Source organism: Piscinibacter sp. HJYY11 (assembly GCF_016735515.1).
Classification (GTDB): domain Bacteria; phylum Pseudomonadota; class Gammaproteobacteria; order Burkholderiales; family Burkholderiaceae_C; genus Rhizobacter.
Map to the genome: position 1 here is coordinate 332,852 of NZ_JAERQZ010000001.1, position 18,165 is coordinate 351,016.

At 68.8% G+C, this 18,165-nt stretch carries 19 protein-coding genes; 6 read left to right on the forward strand and 13 right to left on the reverse strand.

The window, feature by feature from the left end:
• Positions 1 to 10: 10 nt before the first annotated feature.
• The 3 genes from tagH to JI745_RS01555 all read right to left on the reverse strand — a co-directional run bounded on the left by tagH (position 11) and on the right by JI745_RS01555 (position 3,458).
• Positions 11 to 1,888, reverse strand: coding sequence for a type VI secretion system-associated FHA domain protein TagH (gene tagH, locus JI745_RS01545; RefSeq protein ID WP_201803218.1), 1,878 nt, complete (start codon positions 1,886 to 1,888; stop codon positions 11 to 13).
• Positions 1,889 to 2,020: 132 nt separating this feature from the next.
• Positions 2,021 to 2,962: an NAD(P)/FAD-dependent oxidoreductase gene (locus tag JI745_RS01550; protein WP_310738444.1), complete on the reverse strand. Its 942-nt coding sequence runs from the start codon at positions 2,960 to 2,962 to the stop codon at positions 2,021 to 2,023.
• Positions 2,946 to 3,458 carry a hypothetical protein gene (locus JI745_RS01555; RefSeq protein ID WP_201803221.1) on the reverse strand — a complete coding sequence of 171 codons (513 nt, stop codon included), beginning with the start codon at positions 3,456 to 3,458 and terminating at the stop codon, positions 2,946 to 2,948. Before JI745_RS01555 ends, JI745_RS01550 begins: the two co-directional genes overlap by 17 nt.
• A gap of 296 nt (positions 3,459 to 3,754) precedes the next feature.
• Here JI745_RS01555 and JI745_RS01560 point away from each other — a divergent pair, with 296 nt between their 5' ends.
• Genes JI745_RS01560 through JI745_RS01585 form a run of 6 tightly spaced genes read left to right on the forward strand, consistent with a single transcriptional unit; the run spans position 3,755 to position 9,152 of the window.
• Positions 3,755 to 4,267: a hypothetical protein gene (locus JI745_RS01560; protein ID WP_201803223.1), complete on the forward strand. Its 513-nt coding sequence runs from the start codon at positions 3,755 to 3,757 to the stop codon at positions 4,265 to 4,267.
• Between the two features lie 2 nt (positions 4,268 to 4,269).
• Complete coding sequence (locus tag JI745_RS01565; RefSeq protein WP_201803225.1) at positions 4,270 to 4,812, forward strand: hypothetical protein; 543 nt, start codon at positions 4,270 to 4,272, stop codon at positions 4,810 to 4,812.
• On the forward strand, positions 4,809 to 6,179 hold the full coding sequence (locus JI745_RS01570; protein ID WP_201803226.1) for an LPP20 family lipoprotein: 1,371 nt from the start codon (positions 4,809 to 4,811) through the stop codon (positions 6,177 to 6,179). Before JI745_RS01565 ends, JI745_RS01570 begins: the two co-directional genes overlap by 4 nt.
• Complete coding sequence (locus JI745_RS01575) at positions 6,176 to 7,285, forward strand: hypothetical protein (RefSeq protein ID WP_201803228.1); 1,110 nt, start codon at positions 6,176 to 6,178, stop codon at positions 7,283 to 7,285. Before JI745_RS01570 ends, JI745_RS01575 begins: the two co-directional genes overlap by 4 nt.
• A gap of 15 nt (positions 7,286 to 7,300) precedes the next feature.
• Positions 7,301 to 7,570, forward strand: coding sequence for a DUF2277 domain-containing protein (locus JI745_RS01580; RefSeq protein WP_201803230.1), 270 nt, complete (start codon positions 7,301 to 7,303; stop codon positions 7,568 to 7,570).
• Positions 7,571 to 7,577: 7 nt separating this feature from the next.
• Positions 7,578 to 9,152, forward strand: coding sequence for a caspase family protein (locus JI745_RS01585; RefSeq protein WP_201803231.1), 1,575 nt, complete (start codon positions 7,578 to 7,580; stop codon positions 9,150 to 9,152).
• A 21-nt stretch (positions 9,153 to 9,173) separates the two neighbouring features.
• Here the strand turns inward: JI745_RS01585 and JI745_RS01590 are convergent, their stop codons facing one another.
• From JI745_RS01590 to JI745_RS01635, 10 genes are all read right to left on the reverse strand, one after another.
• Complete coding sequence (locus JI745_RS01590; RefSeq protein WP_201803233.1) at positions 9,174 to 9,347, reverse strand: hypothetical protein; 174 nt, start codon at positions 9,345 to 9,347, stop codon at positions 9,174 to 9,176.
• Complete coding sequence (locus JI745_RS01595) at positions 9,344 to 10,627, reverse strand: TIGR02270 family protein (RefSeq protein ID WP_201803234.1); 1,284 nt, start codon at positions 10,625 to 10,627, stop codon at positions 9,344 to 9,346. The genes JI745_RS01590 and JI745_RS01595 overlap by 4 nt, the downstream gene beginning before the upstream one ends.
• Positions 10,624 to 11,613 (reverse strand): hypothetical protein, encoded by a 990-nt coding sequence (locus tag JI745_RS01600; protein ID WP_201803236.1) that lies wholly within the window; start codon positions 11,611 to 11,613, stop codon positions 10,624 to 10,626. Before JI745_RS01600 ends, JI745_RS01595 begins: the two co-directional genes overlap by 4 nt.
• A gap of 28 nt (positions 11,614 to 11,641) precedes the next feature.
• Positions 11,642 to 12,106: a hypothetical protein gene (locus JI745_RS01605; RefSeq protein WP_201803237.1), complete on the reverse strand. Its 465-nt coding sequence runs from the start codon at positions 12,104 to 12,106 to the stop codon at positions 11,642 to 11,644.
• An 86-nt stretch (positions 12,107 to 12,192) separates the two neighbouring features.
• Positions 12,193 to 12,693 carry a hypothetical protein gene (locus tag JI745_RS01610; RefSeq protein ID WP_201803238.1) on the reverse strand — a complete coding sequence of 167 codons (501 nt, stop codon included), beginning with the start codon at positions 12,691 to 12,693 and terminating at the stop codon, positions 12,193 to 12,195.
• On the reverse strand, positions 12,686 to 13,075 hold the full coding sequence (locus JI745_RS01615) for a PAAR-like domain-containing protein (protein ID WP_201803239.1): 390 nt from the start codon (positions 13,073 to 13,075) through the stop codon (positions 12,686 to 12,688). Before JI745_RS01615 ends, JI745_RS01610 begins: the two co-directional genes overlap by 8 nt.
• Positions 13,072 to 14,133 carry a hypothetical protein gene (locus JI745_RS01620; RefSeq protein WP_201803240.1) on the reverse strand — a complete coding sequence of 354 codons (1,062 nt, stop codon included), beginning with the start codon at positions 14,131 to 14,133 and terminating at the stop codon, positions 13,072 to 13,074. The genes JI745_RS01615 and JI745_RS01620 overlap by 4 nt, the downstream gene beginning before the upstream one ends.
• Before the next feature lie 44 nt (positions 14,134 to 14,177).
• Positions 14,178 to 15,185, reverse strand: coding sequence for a DUF2169 domain-containing protein (locus JI745_RS01625; protein WP_201803241.1), 1,008 nt, complete (start codon positions 15,183 to 15,185; stop codon positions 14,178 to 14,180).
• A 17-nt stretch (positions 15,186 to 15,202) separates the two neighbouring features.
• The gene (locus JI745_RS01630; RefSeq protein WP_201803242.1) at positions 15,203 to 15,766 is read right to left on the reverse strand and encodes a DUF6484 domain-containing protein; all 564 of its coding nucleotides are present in this window, start codon (positions 15,764 to 15,766) and stop codon (positions 15,203 to 15,205) included.
• A 52-nt stretch (positions 15,767 to 15,818) separates the two neighbouring features.
• A complete protein-coding gene (locus tag JI745_RS01635; protein ID WP_201803244.1) occupies positions 15,819 to 18,104 on the reverse strand; it encodes a type VI secretion system Vgr family protein in 2,286 nt (761 codons plus the stop codon).
• Between the last annotated feature and the right edge of the window lie 61 nt (positions 18,105 to 18,165).

Sequence of the window (18,165 nt, forward strand, 5' to 3'; positions counted from 1 at the left end):
GCGCGGCGTGTCAGACGGAAGGGTGGCGGGCTTGGTCCAGTCGGTCGAGCTGCTCTTCGTAGGCCTCGATGAAGGCCTTGCCGAAGAGATCGTGGAAGTCTTCCTGCGCATCGTCGCGGATGCGCTTGTAGTGCTGCAGGTAGAGCTCCCAGAGCTTGGCGCGGCGGTTCATCGGCAGCACGCTGTCGAGCACCGAGTTGCCGGCGAGCTTGTTCTCGAGCTTGCCGGGCTCGAACTTGTCGAGCACGCCGGTGAGCGCGGCGCGCATGCCGGCCATGGTGCCGATGGCGTGGCCGAGCAGGTCGTCCATCACGTCGTTCACCGCCACCGGGCCCATCATGAAGCCGCGCATCGGGGGCTGCAGCAGCTGCTCGATGGCCACGCCCGCATCGGGCGAGAACTTGAGCGGGTTGTTGTTGCGTGCCTGGATGGTGGTGACGTCGGCCTTCATCTCCTGCTTGGCCGCGGCGCGGATGTGCACGAGCTTGATCGTGCCGTCGATCGCGTGGTGCATCACCTGGCCGATGATCTTCATCATCTCGGGGGTGAGGCCCTGGGGCAGCTTGATGTTGACGCCGGCGCCTTCGCAGAAGGCGGCCCACAGCGCATCGGGCGGCGCCGAGGGCGTGGCGGCTGCCAGCGGCGCCGGTGCGGTGACCGGCGGGATCTCATCGAGTGGCGCATGGGCCGAGTCGAACACCAGGCGCGACGGCTTCACGCCCGGCACCGTCTCGGGCTCGCTGCGCGGGGCGGGCGGTGGTGGCGACCGGAAGGCCGTCGGTGCGGCGATGGGCGTCGGCGCAGGCACGGGCGCTGGTGCTGGCCGGGGCGCGGGCCTGGGAGCCTGCACGGCGGGCGGCACGTAGGCCGCGCGCAACTCCGGGGTGTGGTTGGAGGCGGTGGGCGCGACGGGCGGCGGGGGCGCCGAGGCAGTGCCACCGAACATCGCCATCGGGTCCTTGTTGTCGGCAGGAGCGCCTTTCGCGCCGCTGGCGGGTGTAGAGAGGAAGCCGGCCAGCGGGTCGCTTCCGGGCGCCGGCGCACCGCCGAGGCCGAACATGGCATCGAGGCTGCTCGCCTGCGCCGGCGGCGTGCCGATCAGGTCGCCCAGGCCCAGGTCGGCCGGCAGGGCGGCCGACGGCGAGGGCGCCGGCGGGCTGCCCGCCATGAAGCCGGCCAGGCCGGTCTGTGCGGCGCTGGAAGAAGGCGGGGGTGCGAGGTCGGCGAACGGATCGAAATCGTCGGGCAGGCGCGCCGCCACCGGAGCGGGGGCGGGAGCGGGCGGCACCGGTGCGGCCGGACGCGCCGGAGGCACGCGCACGTGCACGGCGGTGGTGGGCGGGTGGGCCGCCTGGCCGCCCATCAGGCCGGCGAAGGGGTCGTCGGCCGCCGGCTTCACGGCGCTGCCGAGCAGGTCGGCGAAGGGGTTGGAGGCACTGGTCGTGGAGGCCACCGTCGAGCCGCCGAGCGAGGAGCGCGGGCGCGGGTTGGTCTTGCCCTCGGTGGCGGAAGACTTGATCACCGTGCGCGGGTCGACGGCCACGGGCTGCGTGGCCGCGGGGTCGACCGCCTCGCCGAAGGTGGCGCGCATGCCATAGCTGCCGACGATGATCTCGTCGCCGTCGCTGAGGTTGGTGCCTTCGCCGGGGTTGATGGGGCGGCCGTTGACGGTGATCGCGTTGGCGCTGCCCACGTTGCGGATGGAGAAGCCGCCGTTGTTGAACCACACCTCGGCCTGCAGGCGCGAGATGTGGCGCTCGGGGTCGGGCAGGCTCAGGGTGTTGGTGTCGGAGCGGCCGATCGTGCCGCCGCGTTCGTCGAAATGGCCGGTGATGGCCTGCGACAAGGTTTCGCCTTTCAGGGTGTGCGCGCGGATCACGAGATGCATGAGAGCTCCAAGGGTCAGGCCGCCGGCTTCGGGCGTGGCGGTCCCACAGTTGCGTTTATCCGGTCTGGCGCCAAGGCCCGCAATGAACGAAAGTCATGCGGCGGGTGTGCATGGCCGTGCCACGCCGGTCGGCTACGGGTTGCCGCCGCTGGCAGGCAGGCCGAGCGAGAGGTGGATGGCGGAGGATGCGATGGCGGCGCCACCAACGGCAACGCTGATCTGGTTGAGCCCGCTGGCCACGTCGCCCGCGGCATAGAGGCCCGGCACGCTGGTCTGCTGGTGGTCGTCGACCACGAGGTAGCCGAGCGCATCGCATGCGGCGCCCAGGCCCGTGGCGAGGCGCGAGCGCACCTGCACGCCGAAGGCCGAGTAGAGCGCGGCGTACTCGCGCAGCCCGTCGCCGAAGCGCACCTGCACGCCGCCTTCGCACAAGGCGAAGGCCTGCGGGTGAGCCTCGGCCACCGTGATGCCCGCTTGCCGCAATTGGCGGAGTTCACTGGCAGGCAATACCGCCTCGCGGTCGGACAGGAAAAGTGTCACGTCGTCGCTGAAGTGGCGCAGGTAGATCGCTTCGCGCACGCCCGCGACGCTGCGCGTGAGCACGGCCACCGGGCGGCCCGCGGCCTCGAAGCCGTCGCACACGGGGCAGAAGCGCAGCACGCCTTCGCGCAGCGCGGTCACGGCCTCGGGCAGGTCGGGCCAGACGTCGTTCACGCCCGTGGCGAGGATCACCCGCCGGGCATGGATGGGCGCGGGAAGTGCTTCGCCTTGCAGGATGAAGCTGTCGTCTGTTCGCTCCAGCGTGTCGACGCGGGCGTCAAGGGTCTGGATGGGGTAGCGCTCGGCCTGCTCGCGCATGGCTCCGAGCAGCTGCGCGCCGGAGATGCCGCCGGGGAAGCCGGGGTAGTTGCGCGACAGCGGGATGGTGGCCGCACGGCTGCTGCCCGAGTCGACGAGCAGCACGCGGCGCCTGAAGCGGGCCAGGTACGTGGCCGTGGTAAGGCCCGCCGGGCCACCGCCGATGACGGCGGCGTCCCAGGCGGGGAAGAGGTTCACGTCAGCCGCGGTCGGCACGGGCGGGCAGGGTGCCCGAACGGTTGTTGGTGCTGTTGCCCGTGCCCATGGTGCTCGAGTTGCTCGAGTTGGTGCCGGTGGTTCCCATGGAGCCGCTCGTGCCCGGGGTGGTGGAGCCCGAACCAGTCGTGCCCATGGTGCTCGAGTCGGTGCTGGTGCTGCCGCTCGTCCCCGGAGCGGTGGAGCTGGAGCCGGTCGTGCCCATGGTGCCGGAGCCGGTGCTGGTGGTGCCTGGCGTCGTGCCAGTCGTGCCGGTCGTGCCAGTCGTGCCAGGGTTGGTGCTCGTGCCGGTGGCGTTCGTGCCACTGGAGCCCGGGTTGGCTTGGGCGCCGGAGGTGCCGCTTTGCGAGCCCTGGGACCCCGGGCTGGCGGTGCCGCTCGTGCCGGAGGTGCCGGGCGAGCCCGATGTTCCACCTGTCGATTGGGCGTGGCTGATGCCGATGGTGAGGGCGGTGGCCGCGGCCGCCATTGCGGCAAGTGTCGTCTTGAGTTGCATGGTGATGGTCTCCGTACTACAAGTTAGAGGAAGCCGCTCGGCGGCTACCCTTGCTCGGCAATGGGTGTGCCCGCGCCTGAGCCGGGCGGTACTGGCTCGGGAGGGCCTCCTCATGGCGCTTCTTGCCGCAAACGAGGCGGATTACCTTTGTCATGTGGCCGCGCCGAAGGCCGATGCGACACTTTCAGCCGCAGTCGACCACCACCCATGAGCGCACCTGCCTGCCAGCCGCAAGGCCCGACGACTGCACGGCCTGGCTGCGGGCAGCACGCGCCCAGACAGAGGGACACACCCCCATGAAGAAGACACTCGTCATGATGGCCGGCGCGTTGGCGCTGAGCGCCGTCGCAGTGAGCGCGCAAGCCCAGGAGAAGCGCAATGCGGTTTCGTTGTTCGGCAACATCTCGTCGTCGAGCGATTTCTCGCAGGCCAACGTCAACGCCACCTACGAGCGCCTGGTGACCGACAAGCTGTCGATCAACGTCGGCGCGACGTACTTCCTGATGGACTTCAACGGCTCCGACACCAGCACGCTCGGCGTGACGGCCGGTGCCACCTACTACATCGGCAAGCCCTCGCAGGCGTCGAACATGCTCTTCTACGGCAAGGGTGTCGTCGGTTTCACCCGCTCGGAGATGGCAGGCGCTGGCAGCGACACCGGCAACGTGGTCGGCCTCTTCGCCGGCCTGGAGCAGCCTTTGAGCGAAGCCACCAGCCTCTTCGAGGAACTGGGCGTGCAGCGCTCCAAGGTCTTCGACCAGACGGAGACCTCGGTGGTGTTCAACATCGGGCTGAAGATCCGCTTCTGATCATGTCGACGCTGCGCATCCTCTCCCTCGGGGCGGCAGCCTGCCTGATGGCGGCCTGTGCATCCAACAAGCCGGCCGCCTCGCCATGGCCTGCCTGGGTGCTGCAGCCCGACGCCGGGGGCGGCGTGGCAGCGGCCGAGTGCGTCGAGTCCAGCGGCAACCCGTCGCTGGACCGCACGCAGGCTGCGGCCGCCGCGCGCGTCACGCTCGCGCGCAACCTGGAGGTGAACATCCAGGCCAGCGACGAGCTGCTCTCGTCGAAGACGGGGGCACAGTCGTCGCAGACCTTCCGCTCGAGCGCCAAGCTGCTCAGCGAAAAGGCCCTCACCAACACCCGTGTCACGCGCGTCGAAGAAGTCGCCGTTGGCAAGGGCAAGTGGCTCTGTGCCGAAGTCACGCTCGACTCCGCCGGCACGCGCAGCCTCGTGAAAGACGCCGTGGCCGCTACCCACACCACGGCGTCTGCCGACGTCGAAGAGATGCTGCTGCAGCAGTTCCGCAAGCGCTCGGTGCCGTCGCAGGTGTCGCAGAAGAACGTGCAGTGACGAACAACCGCTTGTTCGGTGCGCTGGTCGTGGCGCTGGTGTGCCTGGCGATCAGCCCGTTTGCCTCCGCCGCGTGCAAGGTGATCGGCGATGGCGACAGCGCCCCGGCGTGGACCTCGCCGCAGGCACCGGAAGACCCGTCGACCGTGAGCGCCGTAGGCTCCGCCACGATCGACGGCGACCGCCTGCCCGAGGCGCTGGCCGCGGCGCGCACCAATGCGCTGAAAGACCTGGCCGAGCGCATCCGCGTCTCGGTCAGCTCGAGCGTCAGGCTCAACGACAGCAAGGTGAGCGAAGGCGGCAAGCAGGTCCTGCGCTCATCCATCGAATCGGTGGCCGAGGCCACCACCAACGTGACGCTGCAGAACGTGCGGGTCGACCAGCAATGGGTCGATGCCCGCCGCTGCCAGGCCTGGGTGCGCGTGGCCATCGGCCGCGCCGACTTCGAGCGCGCCCGCAAGCGCGATCTGCTGCTCGGCCTGGCCAAGCAGGTGAGCGCCATGCTCACGCTGGCCGAAGACGCCACCAAGCCGCTGGTGCAGCGAGAAGGTTCCGCGGCTGCGGCGGCAGCGCTGCTCGGCAGCAATGATTTCCGCGACGTGCCCGAGGTGCCGGTGGCGGCGCTGCGCACGCGCCTCGGCGGTGTCGACAAGATGCTCGCGAAGATGAAGCAGGACGAGACCCGCCTGCTCGGCCTCGCGCAGTCGCATGTGCAGGCGTATGCCGAGTTCAAGAGCGCGACCAATCCAGTCGAGCGCCTGGAAGCGGCCGGCCGTGCGCTGAGGCCGCTGCGCACGCTGCTGGCTGCCTCGTGGGTGCCCGATGAATCGATGATCGGCTTTGCGGCGCAGCCCCGGCTGGTGTCGCTGCTCAACGAGGCCGGCTACCCGTGCCTCGCGCGCAAGGCCGCCAACGACGCGCAGGATTGCGCACCCGAGGCGCTCTCGCAAGAGCGCCAGAAAGAGTATTTCGCCGGCCGCCAGGTCACGCTCAGCTGCAGCCTGCGCCTGGGTGGCAAGGCCGAGCCGTGGACGAAGGCGTGCGCTTCGCTCGGCGAGTCGCTCGCGAAGCTGGGGGCACGCACGCAGGTCGACACGGGCGGCGCGAAGGCTGCGGCCGGTGCCACGTTGATCCGGCTCGATGCCGAAGGCCGCATCGGCAAGCGCCAGGACCCGGACGACAAGTCCACCGGCTACCGCTTCGAAGGTGCGGTCAAGAGCCAGGTGCGCGGGCTCGACAGCCCCATCGACGACACCTACCAGGCCCTGACCGGCTGGAACCCGGTGTCGGACGCGATGGCCACCGACATCCTTGCGCTGAGTGCCGCCAAGCGGCTGGTCGAACGCATCGGGCAAAGCTGGCAATGAGGCACTTGTGGCTCTTCCTCGCCTGGGTCTTTGCCTCCGGCCTGGCTGTGGCGCAGGAAGGCACCAAGGTCTCGGTCGCCGCCTACATGAGCGACCCCAAGTTCGCGGCCTACGAGAAGGTGGCGCAGGCCCGCGCCGAAGAGCTGCTCAACGACTCGAAGTACGTGGTGCTCGACGAGGCCAAGGCGCGCCAGCTCAAGAAAGGCTGGGTCGACCTCGCCGACCCGGGCCATGTGATCACCGCAGAAGAGTTCGTGAAGCGCGCCGGCAGGTACGACATCGAGAAGATCGTGCGCGTGGGCGTGAGCGTGAGCGTGAAGCCGGTGCTCGGCCTCTTCTATACCGCGACCGCCACGGCCGAGTTCCGCATCGTCGACAAGTCGGCGAAGGTGCAGGCCTTCACGCTGAACGAGATGGGCACGCGCGGCGTGCCGCCGTCTGATGGCTTGACCGAAGGGGCAGCGATCAGCAACGCGATCCAGCGCGCGGTCGACGGCGCTGCGCAGCGCGCCAGCCTCACGGTAGTGAGCCCCGCGCTGCCCAAGGGCGTGCCGCTCGTGCTCGAAGCCGTTACCACTGCGCCGCCCGAGACCGAGCTCGCGCCGGCCAGCACTGCGGTGAACGATGCGCCGTGGGTGTCGGCCGCCAAGCTCAACAAGGAGACGTGGAGAGGCGAAGACAAGGCATGCGTCGCCGTGTCGCCCGACGGGCAGGTGGGCGCCGTCGGCGGCTACACCTGGGCGGTGGACCGCCTCGGCGGCCTGAACCGCACCTACGGCGGCCGCGTCCACTTGGTCGACATTGCCGGCGGGCAGGAGTTCAACCTGCACACCGTGCACCCCGTGGGCAAGCGCGAATCGGGCGAAGACGGCACCTCGTCGCCCATCGCCTGTGGCTTCATCGGCAACTGGCGCTACCTGGTGGTGGCAACCGGCAACGTGCTCTCGTGCTACGACGTCGAGCGCGGCGCCGAGACCTGCCGCCTCAAGCTGCAGGGCGCGCCCAAGCAGGCGCAACTCAGCGTGGGCCGAGTGGGGAACGCGGCTTACGTCGCGTTGCAGACCGAGAAGGCCAAGACCTATTACCGTGTGGTGCTCGCCAAGTAGTCGGAGTGCTTCCCCATGTGCCGCAACATCAAGACCCTGTTCAACTTCGAGCCGCCCGCCACCGAGCTGGAGATCCGCGACGCCTCGCTGCAGTTCGTGCGCAAGCTGTCGGGCTTCAACCGGCCGTCGCAGGCCAACGAGGCGGCGTTCGACCGCGCGGTGGAAGAGGTGGCGCAGGCCGCGCGCGTGCTGATCAGCTCGCTGGTCACGACCGCACCGCCTCGTGACCGCGAAGTGGAGGCCGAGAAGGCCAAGGCGCGCTCGGCCGCGAGGTTCGGCGCGTGAGCGGCACGTGAGCCTCGCTGCGCGCTGGCTGCTGACGCTCATTTGCCTGGCCGCCAGCGGTGGCGCCTGGGCCCAGAAGCGCGTGGCGCTCCTGATCGGCAATTCCGCATACGCCGCCGCTCCGCTCGTGAACCCGGCGAACGATGCCGCCGACCTGGCCACGGCATTGAAGTCACGCGGTTTCGAGACGACGGTGGCGCTCAACACCACCAAGCGCGACATCACCGCACGCGTGCGCAGCTTCGCCGAGCAGATCACCCCCGGCACCGTGGCCCTTTTCTACTACGCCGGCCACGGCATGCAGGTGCGCGGGCGCAACTACATCCTGCCGGTCGACGCGAAGGTGCAGAGCGAAGGCGACGTGGTGGAGCAAGGCGTGGAGATCGACGCGGTGCTGCAGCGCCTGGAAGGCAAGGGCGCCGCGATCAACCTCGTGATCCTCGATGCCTGCCGCAACAACCCCTTCACTGCGGCCAAGGGCGCAGGCCTGGCGGCGGTAGACGCCCCCAAGGGCAGCCTGGTCGCCTTTGCCACCTCGCCAGGCAAGGTGGCCCTCGACGGCAAGGGCCGCAACGGCGTCTACACCAAGCACCTTCTGGCGAATCTCAACGCGCCCGGCATGCGCGTCGAAGACGTGTTCAAGCGCGTGCGTGTGGGCGTGACCGAAGAGTCTCAAGGGCAACAGGTGCCGTGGGAAAACACCTCGCTCACGACCGATTTCTATTTCATCCCGCCCACAGGAGACGCGGCGGTGGCCGGCGCCCCCGATGCAGAGCAGCAGCGCATCCAGATGGCGATCGCCACGCGCAACAAGGCGGAGCTGCGGAAGTACCTCGAGCTGTCGCCCACGGGGCGGCTGCGCACGCAGGTGGCCACGGCGTACGAGAGCGTGATCGCCGCCGAGCCCACGCGCAGTGCGGTCGAGCCGAGCTACCAGCGCGACTGCCCCGAGTGCCCGCGCATGGTGGTGCTGGGCAATGGCACGAAAGCGATCGGCGCCTTCCCCGTGACGGTCGACGACTACGAGCAGTGCGTGAAGGCGCGCGCCTGCGAGAAGCGCGACGTCGGCGAGCTGGGCATCGACAAGCACCCCGCTGTCAACGTCAGCTGGCAGGACGCGGCGAAGTACACCCAGTGGCTGAGCCAGCGCACGAAGCAGAAGTACCGCCTGCCGACCGAAGCCGAGTGGGTCGAAGCGGTGGACGCCGGGCGCTACGTGGGCGAGGGCAGCACGCGCAAGCTGGTGCCCTTCGTCGAGTGCCGCTCGGGCAACGGCTACGACCGCTCGGCGGCGCTGGTGGCGGGCTTCCCGTGGCGCGAGTCGGCCTGCAACGACGGGTTTCCGCAGACCTCGCCGGTGGGGGTCTTCCTGCCCAATGCGCTGGGCATGTACGACTGGGCGGGGAATGTGTGGCAGTGGACGTCGACCTGTGCTGCGGCCGGCAAGACGCCGTGCGAAAAATACGTGCTCAAGGGCGGCAGCTGGGCCTCGCCGCTCACGGCCTTGACGCCGCAGGCCGTGCTCCATGCCGAGCCCACGCTCGGCGGCAGCACGATCGGCTTCAGGGTCTGGCGCGAGTGAGGACGCAGGCCCGCGGTCTCTTCAGGCCGCTTGCTGCCACCAGAGCCATGCCGCGACCACGCTGAAGATCGCGCCCGTGATGAGCCAGGCCTTGGCCTGGGGAACAAAGGCCCGTGCTTGCGCCATGCGGATAAGTGCCAACACCAGAAACAGCGGCCCGAGGATGGCGAAGACGGTCTTGACGTCGATGCTCATGACGTGACGCCCAGGCGGGCCAGTTGCTGCCGTTGGCGCGAAGCCGGCGCGGCGATGTTGAAGAGGGGCGTGCCCGGCTGCAGCAGCGAGAGGTGGACCGCCGCGACCAGGCGCTGCCGCTGCATGCCTTGCCCGAGCACCGCCAGCGCATGTGCCACCGAGGGCGATTCACCGACGAAGTGGCGCTGCCCTGCAGCGAAACGCGAGCCGTGCGTGTGCCACCACGCGGTGAGCTTGGCGACATCGGGCCAGGGCAGGTCGTCATCTTCATCGAGCGCCACCCGCTCGTCGCGAGGATCGTCGTTCGGCCCGCCGGCGGCCTCCTCGGGAGGCTCGCCGTCGAGGTGCTGCCACTTGAGGTTGACCCCCGTGATGAAGCTGAAGGCTTCGCCCGCCAGGCGGGCATGGTCCGGCGACGCCATGTGCTTGAGAAGCCAGGGCACGGCCTGCGCGTCGCCCGCCAGGCCCGCCGCGCGAATCACGGTGCGTGTGTCGCTGCCCGAGGCCGCCATCTGGCGCACCAGGCTGCGCGCGGTGCCGGCGTCTGATGCGAGGAGCGCGGGCAGCAGCGCGCCGTGCTGCAGCGGCCCGGGTGTCGACGCCCAGGCGAGCAGCACGCGCGGGGCGTGCTCGCGGTCACCAAGCAAGACGGCAGCCCGCGCGGCGGCCAGCGCCACCGTGGGAGCTTCGTCGCTGAGGCGGTCAAGGCACGAGGGCAGCAGATCGACGCGGGCGAGCTCGCCCGCCGCCTGCAGCGCTCTGGCGCGCAGGGCGGCGTCGGCGTCTTTCACCGCCTCGTCGAGGGCCCTGCCCGGGTCCACGCGGTGCTGCGCGCAGGCGACGAGCCCGAGCCAACGCATGCGGGGCGAGGGCGCTTGCAGCAAAGGCGCGGTGAGCCCGCGCAAGAGGGGTGCGGAGACCCAGCCGAAGGCCGACGACAAGGCGCGCGCTGCATCGGGCACGGGCTCCAGAAGAGACACGAGCTGCGTGAGTTGGGCGGCGTCGCGCCGCTCGATGGCGAGCACGCAGCACACGAAGAGCTGGCCCACGCCCGGCAGGTCGAGCGCCTCACGGCTGAGCGCCGCGCCTGCGTCGCCTGCGATCGACAGGCCGTCGAGGTGCGCGGCCAGGCGCTCGTCGGCGCGGGCCAGGTCTTTCAGCTTCACGTGGGGCGCACGCAGCAGCACGCTGCGCACCGAGCGCAGCGACACCGCATCGTCCAGGTGTTGGGCCAGCACCGCCGGCACCACCGGCTTTTGCGCTGTTGCGGTGGTGCTCATGTGGCCAGGCCTGGCGCGCGGATGTTGACGCGGAAGAGGCGGTTCTCGATGCTGCTGTAGGTCACGTACAGCGTGAAGTCCGCTTGCTTCCACGAGAAGTGGCCCATGAAATCTTCGTCGTAGCGGCTGTCGGGCGCGCGCCCCAGCTTGGCGACGGCGGTCTCGGGCGAGTCTTCGAAATCGAGGTCGCAGGGCAGGCTTCCCGTCCAGGCGCGGGCGCCGAGCTCGCGCTCGCGCAAGAAGCTCGCGCTGGCGAGCAGGGTGTTGGCGGTCTTGCGGGGTTTGCGGTCTTCGGGCACGGCGAAATTCAAGACCAGGCCATAGGGGTTGCTGAAGTCGGCTTCGCCGGAGTCGTGGATGTCGGCGATCCGGTTCTTCAGGCCGAGCGGGTCGAGGGCTTGGCGCAGCGCCGGGTCGTCGAGCGAGCTTCCGAAGAACGCTGCCAGACGGTCGGCCGACGGAACCGGCGCCAGCGCGTAGGGCAGCGGCGGCAGCGGCGGCTCGCGCAGCATGCACAGCACCACCTCGATCGAGGCATCGCCGGCGGTGTAGCCCACGCAGATGCGGTAGCCGGGGGTGTCCCAGGTGTCGCGGCGGTAGGAGTGGCGCGAGGCGTCGTAGGGCAGCATCTTCTGCCGCACGGTGGCGCGGTCGTCCGAGAGCTGCAGGCCCAGCGGCAACTCGCCGGCATAGGGCCGCACGCCCTGGTGTTCGCCGTACAGGTAGAGCTGCGTCAGCAGCATGGGGCTCCGGTTGTACTCGGTCTCGTCCAGGCCGCGCCAGGCGGCCTCGTCGTCGAAGCCGAACTCGATGCCGGCGCGCGAGTTCTTGACCCACGACTGGGTGCCGACCACCGGCCCGTCCGCATCGTCGGGGTCGATCTTGACGGCGGGGCGGTTGCGCACCGCGTGCTGCACCAGCGCCGATTCCACGTCGGGATCGGTTTGCGGGCGGCCCAGCAGGGCGACCAGGTCTTGTGCGCGCATGAAAAATCTCGGGGCCGGCTGTCGGCGGTCAAAGGGCGTTGGGCAACAAGGCGGTCACGCCGGCAATCGACGCACCCCCCTTGGTGTAGTCGACGCTCAGTTCGAGGCCGTCTTTCTTCCAGATGTCGACGTCGATGTCGTGGTCGTCGGGCTGGCCTAGCAGCTTGCGCACATCGGCCTGCGACAAGGCGGCGGTGAGCCCGGAAGGCAGCGGCCCCTTGTACAGATCGCGGCCGTGCGTCTTGCCGAGCTTGGCCAAGAGGCCGCTGGCGATCAGCGGGCCTTCGCCGAGGTCCTGGTCGTCGAGCTCTTTCAGGATGGCCTCGTCGGTGAGGATCAATTCGAGCCCATGGCCTTTCAATTCGATCTGCACGAAGGTCTCGTCTTCATCGAGCTTCGGGATCTTCTTGACGCCGGCCGCCGCCAGCGCGGCCTTGAGGTCGGGGTCGTCTTGGCTCTTGCCGAAGAGTTTTGTCCAGGCTTCGAAGTCCATTCAAGAGTCCTTTCGCGTGAGGTGGGGAGGGAGCGCCATCCGCGTCCGATCGCGGCCAGGTTCGTGCCCCTCGGCGGCTCGTTTCATTATCCTTTGCACTTGTCGATGGCGTCGTTGATCAGCTTCTTGTGATCTTGCTTCTTCACCTCGTCGGCGGCGTCTTTGTAAGCCTTGGCGCAGGCGTGTCCGGTGCTGTCCATGTGGTTCTGGATGCGGTCGATGTCCTTGTTGACGGCGGCGTTCAGGTCGCCCGAGTCGGTGCTGATCTGCGAGGCGGTGTTGCGCGAGCCGCAGGTGCGGCTGATGTCGCGGTGGATCTGCTTCGGGATGGCGATCGTTAAGGCCTTGTCCTTGATGTACTGCTTGACGCATTTGCGCACTTTCTTGCTCGCGCCGCGCATGCGCTTGGAGCTCTGCGCGGCCTTGTTCATGGCGGCATGCGAGGGCACGTGGTCGCGCTCGAACCTCGGCTTGGCGCGCTTCTTGTTGAGCTGCGCATAGGTGTCGCATTCGCCGCACTTGAGCCAGGGCTTGGTGGTCGGCGCCTGCTTGTTCTTCGACGTGGCGCTGTTCTTTTTCTTAGCCACCGTTGTTCCCCATGGTGTCGCCCAGGAGCTGCACGTTCTTGCCTTCGAACTTGACGTCCATCGAGCCGGGGGCGATGAACTCGGTCGCGCCTTGGGTGACGGAGGAGATCAGGCCACCGCCCGTGCCCTGGCTGGCCACGTCGGGCGAGGGTTGGCTCATGTAGAACGAGCCCTTGATCGCGACCTTCTTGCCCTGGATCTTGACGGTGGAGGTGGCGTCGTCGAGCCGGTCGGCCGAGCGGCCTATGTTGGGCAATGGCGTGGGCACGAACGGCGCCGGCGGGCCGGGCATCTTGCAGACGTTGGGCACGTCGGCAGGAGAGAAGTCGAGACTGCCCTCGGTGACCGGCGTGTTGGGTGGGTTGACGCCGACGTTGATCATGTGCCGGCCTTTCGCGGCACGAGGTCGAGCGCCACGGCGCAGCGGTAGCCGCTGTCGGAACCTGCCCACAGCAGGGGGTAGGGGCCTTTGGCATAACCGCGCTGGAGCGACTCGCAGGCGAGCGCCACGAAGAGCGGCCCGCAAGCGGCGCCCACGTCGCCCCAGCAATCGGCCGGCGAGAGGTAGTCATTGGCGTCGGCGAAGGCCTCCTGCGTGCGCAGCTGCGCGAACATGAACTCTTCGTTGCGGAAGCGCTCGCCGTTGAGGTCGCAGTAGCTCACGCTGATCTGCTCTTCGGGCAGGGCCAGGTGCCGCGTGGCGGCGGCCATCGCGGCGGTGAGGCCTTGGCCGATGCAGGGCTCGGTGCCCCTCAGGGGATGCGGCTCGACTGCGGTGGCCGCACTGCGCAGCCGTGCGAGCACGTTCAGGCCGGCCGCCATGGCCACGGCTTCGCGCACCAGCAGGCAGGCACCGGCGGCTTCACCGGGCGGAAAGCCGCCGCGCACCGTGCTGCATTTGAGCCGCTGGTGGATCTGCAGCGAATGCAAGGTCTGGCGCTCGTGGTAGGAGTCGACGCCGACCACCAGCACCGCCTGGGAGGCTTGATCCGAGAGCCACTGCGCCGCCGCGTGCAGCGCCATCAGCCCGGCAGCATGGCCGCGCGGCAGGGTGCGCACCCCGTCTGTCGGCAGGCCCAGCGCGCCGGCCTGCGATTGCGCGAGCGCGGCTTCGAGTTCGACGGGCATGCCGGCGCGCGGCTCGGGCAGCGCGATCACGCAAGCATCGGGGCAGATCGACGGGGCGGTGGCCATCGCTTCACTTGCCGCGGCCTGCAGCATGTCGAGCATGCGCTGCTCGAGGGCGAGCTCGGGGTCGAGGGCGGGATCGGCGGCAAACGAGATGGGCTCGCCGAGCCGGTCCACGAAGCGCGGGTGCAGCGCCAGGCCCGAGATGCCGCCGCGCACGGCTGCGGCGGTGGCGCGCACGTTCGAGCCCACCGCCGTGCGGGCGCCGAGGCCGACGATGCAAATGTCGTCGGCGGGGTTTCGCTCCCACACGGACACTTTGATTTCTGGGGTGCTTGCTGACACGTTCGCCTGCCTTATTTCTGCAGCACCAGGGTTTCGTCGAGTTCGTCGGCGCGGCGGTTGCACACGAGCGCGCTTTGCCAGGCGAGCGACACGCGGTGTTCGTTCGGCTCGATCAGCACCGTGCACAGTTGGCCGTCCTGGTCGATGCGCTCGCTGCCGAAGCGGGTGCGAAACGCGAACTTCAGGCGGGGCAGATCGAAGGCGAGCGTGCCGCGCTCCGACATGCCGGTGACCTGGATGCGCTCGCCACCTTCGAAGAAGCCGGCCGCTTGCTGGTCGGCAGGTGCGGCGTTGTGATAACGCGGATCGAAGTCCTCGGCCCACAGCGGGAAGCGCGTGCGGCGCCATTTCTCGTCATAGGTGCCGGCCAGCGCCCGCCGCGGCAGCCAGGCGACATCGACGGCGTTGAAGCCCGCCGGGGCCGGGTGATCCTTCCAGCCGCTGATGAGCTGGTCGGGGTATTCGATGTTGGGCAACGGCAGGCCGTCGCAGTGCTCATCGCGCACGGCGAAGCCGGTGCCCACGGGGTTGCGCTCTTCCAGACGGTGGTCTTCGGGCTTGGCGGCCGAGCGGTCCCAGCCGCCGAAGGCCCGCTCGTAGACGACGGGCATGCGCTCGAAGGGCTCGGGTTCGGAGATCTTCAGGCCCATCGGGCCGCGCTCCCAACGCCTGTCGCCGGTGACGCGCAGGCGCTTGTCAATGTGGCCTGCCGTGAGCGAGACCTCGACCGAGGTCGCGAGCCTGCCGGGTGGGGCCATCGCATCGCCGCGCACCAGCACGTCGGTCGTGGCCTTCACGCCGGCGAGGTCGGTTTCGTAGCGAAGGCTGCTCTGGCCGAACTCGCCATAAGGCTGCGCCACCTGCAGCACCGGCACCTGCTCAGCCGCGAAGCAGCAGCGGCCATCGGGCTGCACGTCGAAGCTGGCCTTGACCACCACCAGCCAGATCTTGTTGCCGGCCTTGTCCATCACCCAGCCATGGTCGGCCGAGAAGGGGGTCTGATTGGCGACGTGCCACATGGCGCGAGCAGGCCTCGTCAGTTGAGCTGGATGGAGCCGCCCTTGATGCGGTTCACACCGCTGGAGCGGGTCGACACGTAGGTGCCTTCGAGCAGCACCTTGCCGGCCTTCGTGAGCGTGATGCTCGCCTTGCCACAGCGCAGCACCAGTTGCTCGCGTGCGGCGACCACCATGCGTTCGCCATCGGCCTCGAGCTCGACGCTGCCGGGTGCGGGCAGCTTGGATACCGCCGGGTCTCGCAGCACGCCCATCACGATGGGCTGCAAGGCATCGGCGTCAACGAAGGACAGCGCCACCTGCGAGCCCAGGTGCTCGGCCCGCAGGTCGACCACGGTGCGTGCGGTGAGCGCGCTGTCGCCCGACACCTCGGGGCAGCGCACCAGCGCCGTCGCTCCGGCATCGCGCAGCGCCACCAGCGTGCCGAGCACCACGCCCGGCAGCGCCAGGGCCTGCAGCCGGGCGCTGCGCTGGTGCAGCAGCGGGGCGAGCGCATCGGCCTCGTGAGGCTGCGCCGGGGCGAGCAGCTCGCTCGTGGACCGCGCGGCGGCAGCGTTGTCGACAGGGGTTTCTCTGCGGCCCATGGCCACCTCGCTTGCGTGTTGGTTGCTGGCTACCCGGTTGCCCGGCAGGGGGTCAGTTCTGCAGGATCTTGGAGCCCTTCATCACGATGTCGCTGCTGGCCTTGGCGTTGATCTTTCCCGAGCCTTCGATCGTGATGTCCTTGCCCTTGATGGTGATGGTCCCGTCCTTTTTCATCGTGATGCTGGCGCTGCCGGTGGTCAGGGTGATGGAGTCGGCGGCGGTGATGCGCAGGTTCTTGCCGACGCTCAAGGCGTCGTCGTCCGCCACCGAGGTCTTGCGCCCTTTGCCGATGCTGGTGGTCTGTGAGCCACCGACGGTGAGCTTGCGATCGGAGCCGATGCTGTTGTCCTGCTTGGCGCCGACCGTGGTGCTCTGGTTGGCGCCGACCGAGATGGATTGGGCGGCGCCGACGGTGACCGTCTGGGCTGCGCCGATGGCAATCTCCTGCGCGGCGCCGATGGCGACCGATTCGTTGACGCCCACGGCGCGCGTGCGCTGCAGCGCGACGGTTTCGGTCTTGCTCGCGCCCACGGTGACCGATCGGTTGGAGCCGATGGTAATGGTCTCGTCGGCGCCCACGCTCTCGGTGCGGTTGGCGCCGATGGTGATGTCTTCGTTGACGCCGACCGTCTCGGTGCGGTTGCTGCCGATGTCGATGGTCTCGTTGCTGCCCACCGATTCGGTGCGGTCGACGCCGATGGTGATCGTTTCGTTGTTGTCGACCGTCTCGGTGCGGTCATGCTTGACATGCACTGTCTCGTCATGGTCGATCGTCTTGGTCCGGTCATGCCCCACCCAGTGCGTCTCGTCGTTCTCGACCTCGATGTCCTGGTTCTTCTCGGCATGGATCCACAGCTGCTCCGAGCCCTTCTTGTCTTCGAAGCGGATCGCGTTGGCATTCGCGTACGCGCCGCCTTTCGACGAGCGCGTGAGGATGCCGCTCTGCGTGGCGTTGGCCGGCAGGTCCCACGGCGGCATCTGCTCGGCGTTGTAGACACGGCCGGTGATGAGCGGCTGGTCGGGGTCGCCCTCGAGGAAGCCGACCACCACCTCCTGCCCGATGCGCGGGATGTGAATCGCGCCGAAGTTCTTGCCGGCCCACGGATACGACACCCGCACCCAGCAGGAGCTCCTGTCCTTCAGGTCCTTCTTCTTGGCCTCGCGATCCCAGTGGAACTGCACCTTCACGCGGCCGTATTTGTCGGTGTAGATCTCCTCGCCCCCTGGCCCCACCACCACGGCGGTCTGCGGGCCTTGCACGAAGGGCTTGGGCGTGCGGCGCTGCGGGCGGAACTGCTGCGACGACGGAATGGCGTGGAAGTCGCAGTGGAAGGTGTTGTTGCCTCCGGCGCCCGACTCGTTGGACCGCACGCTGGCCTGGATCGAGGTGGCGACCACCAGGTACTCGGCGTTCTGGTCGTCGCGCGGGTGCTTGGTCATCTTCAGCAGGCTGCCCACGTGGATGGAGTGGCCGTTGGACGCCCCCTGCACGACGTGGAAGCGGGAGTGCTGCTCGTCCAGCCGGTCTTCGGCGAGTTGCTTGCCGTCGGCGGCCTGGATGTAGTCGCCCTGGTAGTCGAAGACTTCGGAGTCGGCCAGGTCGTGCTCCTGCGGCTGCCCCTTGTCGACCACCAGGTCGACCGAAGGGCGCTCGAAGTCGTAGCTGTCGAGTACGGTCTTTCCGGGGCGGATCTCGCGGGAGAACGACCAGTGGGAAATCGACTCGGTGTCGGGCGGTGCCGAGCCCAGCTCGTAGAAGGGGAGCGTCTCGTGCCCCTTCTTCGCGTCATGCGCGCTGCGCGAATCGACGAGCACCAGCTTGTGCTCGTTGTCCTTGTGCTCGAAGTACCAGTAGATGCCCTCGTGCTCCAGCAGCCGCGAGATGAAGTTGAAGTCGCTCTCGCGGTACTGCACGCAGTAGTTCCACTTGCGGTAGCTGCGAAAGAGGTTGAACTTGTAGTTGGCGACCCGGTGGTCTTCGAAGATCTTCTTGACGATGTCGGGAACGCTCATCTCCTGGAAGATCCGGCAGTCGCTGGTGCGCGTCAGGAACCAAAGCCATGGCCGCACGGTCGCGCGGTACTGGTAGTACCGGCCCTGGTGGCTGCCCATGGAAAAGCGGGTCACGTAGCCGTGGAAGGGCCGCTTGCCATCGGCCAGCGCCACCGAGACCGTCACCGTCTTGCCCAGCAGGTCGGCGGGCTTGATGTCGTGCCGCGGGCTGAGCAGCGTGACCTGCATCTCCTCAAGCGTGCTCAAGCCGCCGTTGGCCGTCATCGAGTCGAACATCAAGTCGCTGGCCGGCAGCGGTGAGGTGAGCGTGATGGGTGATGGCATGAGGTCTTACCTGGAGCGCGTGCGGGACGCGTGGCGTGAAGATAGGGCGTGCGCTGCCGGG

Excerpts from the sequence above, each read along its gene's own strand:
- tagH (WP_201803218.1), bottom strand. The coding sequence starts at position 1,888 with ATGCATCTCGTGATCCGCGCGCACACCCTGAAAGGCGAAACCTTGTCG.
- JI745_RS01555 (WP_201803221.1), bottom strand. The coding sequence starts at position 3,458 with ATGCAACTCAAGACGACACTTGCCGCAATGGCGGCCGCGGCCACCGCC.
- JI745_RS01560 (WP_201803223.1), top strand. The coding sequence starts at position 3,755 with ATGAAGAAGACACTCGTCATGATGGCCGGCGCGTTGGCGCTGAGCGCC.
- JI745_RS01565 (WP_201803225.1), top strand. The coding sequence starts at position 4,270 with ATGTCGACGCTGCGCATCCTCTCCCTCGGGGCGGCAGCCTGCCTGATG.
- JI745_RS01575 (WP_201803228.1), top strand. The coding sequence starts at position 6,176 with ATGAGGCACTTGTGGCTCTTCCTCGCCTGGGTCTTTGCCTCCGGCCTG.
- JI745_RS01580 (WP_201803230.1), top strand. The coding sequence starts at position 7,301 with ATGTGCCGCAACATCAAGACCCTGTTCAACTTCGAGCCGCCCGCCACC.
- JI745_RS01590 (WP_201803233.1), bottom strand. The coding sequence starts at position 9,347 with ATGAGCATCGACGTCAAGACCGTCTTCGCCATCCTCGGGCCGCTGTTT.
- JI745_RS01595 (WP_201803234.1), bottom strand. The coding sequence starts at position 10,627 with ATGAGCACCACCGCAACAGCGCAAAAGCCGGTGGTGCCGGCGGTGCTG.
- JI745_RS01600 (WP_201803236.1), bottom strand. The coding sequence starts at position 11,613 with ATGCGCGCACAAGACCTGGTCGCCCTGCTGGGCCGCCCGCAAACCGAT.
- JI745_RS01605 (WP_201803237.1), bottom strand. The coding sequence starts at position 12,106 with ATGGACTTCGAAGCCTGGACAAAACTCTTCGGCAAGAGCCAAGACGAC.
- JI745_RS01615 (WP_201803239.1), bottom strand. The coding sequence starts at position 13,075 with ATGATCAACGTCGGCGTCAACCCACCCAACACGCCGGTCACCGAGGGC.
- JI745_RS01625 (WP_201803241.1), bottom strand. The coding sequence starts at position 15,185 with ATGTGGCACGTCGCCAATCAGACCCCCTTCTCGGCCGACCATGGCTGG.
- JI745_RS01630 (WP_201803242.1), bottom strand. The coding sequence starts at position 15,766 with ATGGGCCGCAGAGAAACCCCTGTCGACAACGCTGCCGCCGCGCGGTCC.
- JI745_RS01635 (WP_201803244.1), bottom strand. The coding sequence starts at position 18,104 with ATGCCATCACCCATCACGCTCACCTCACCGCTGCCGGCCAGCGACTTG.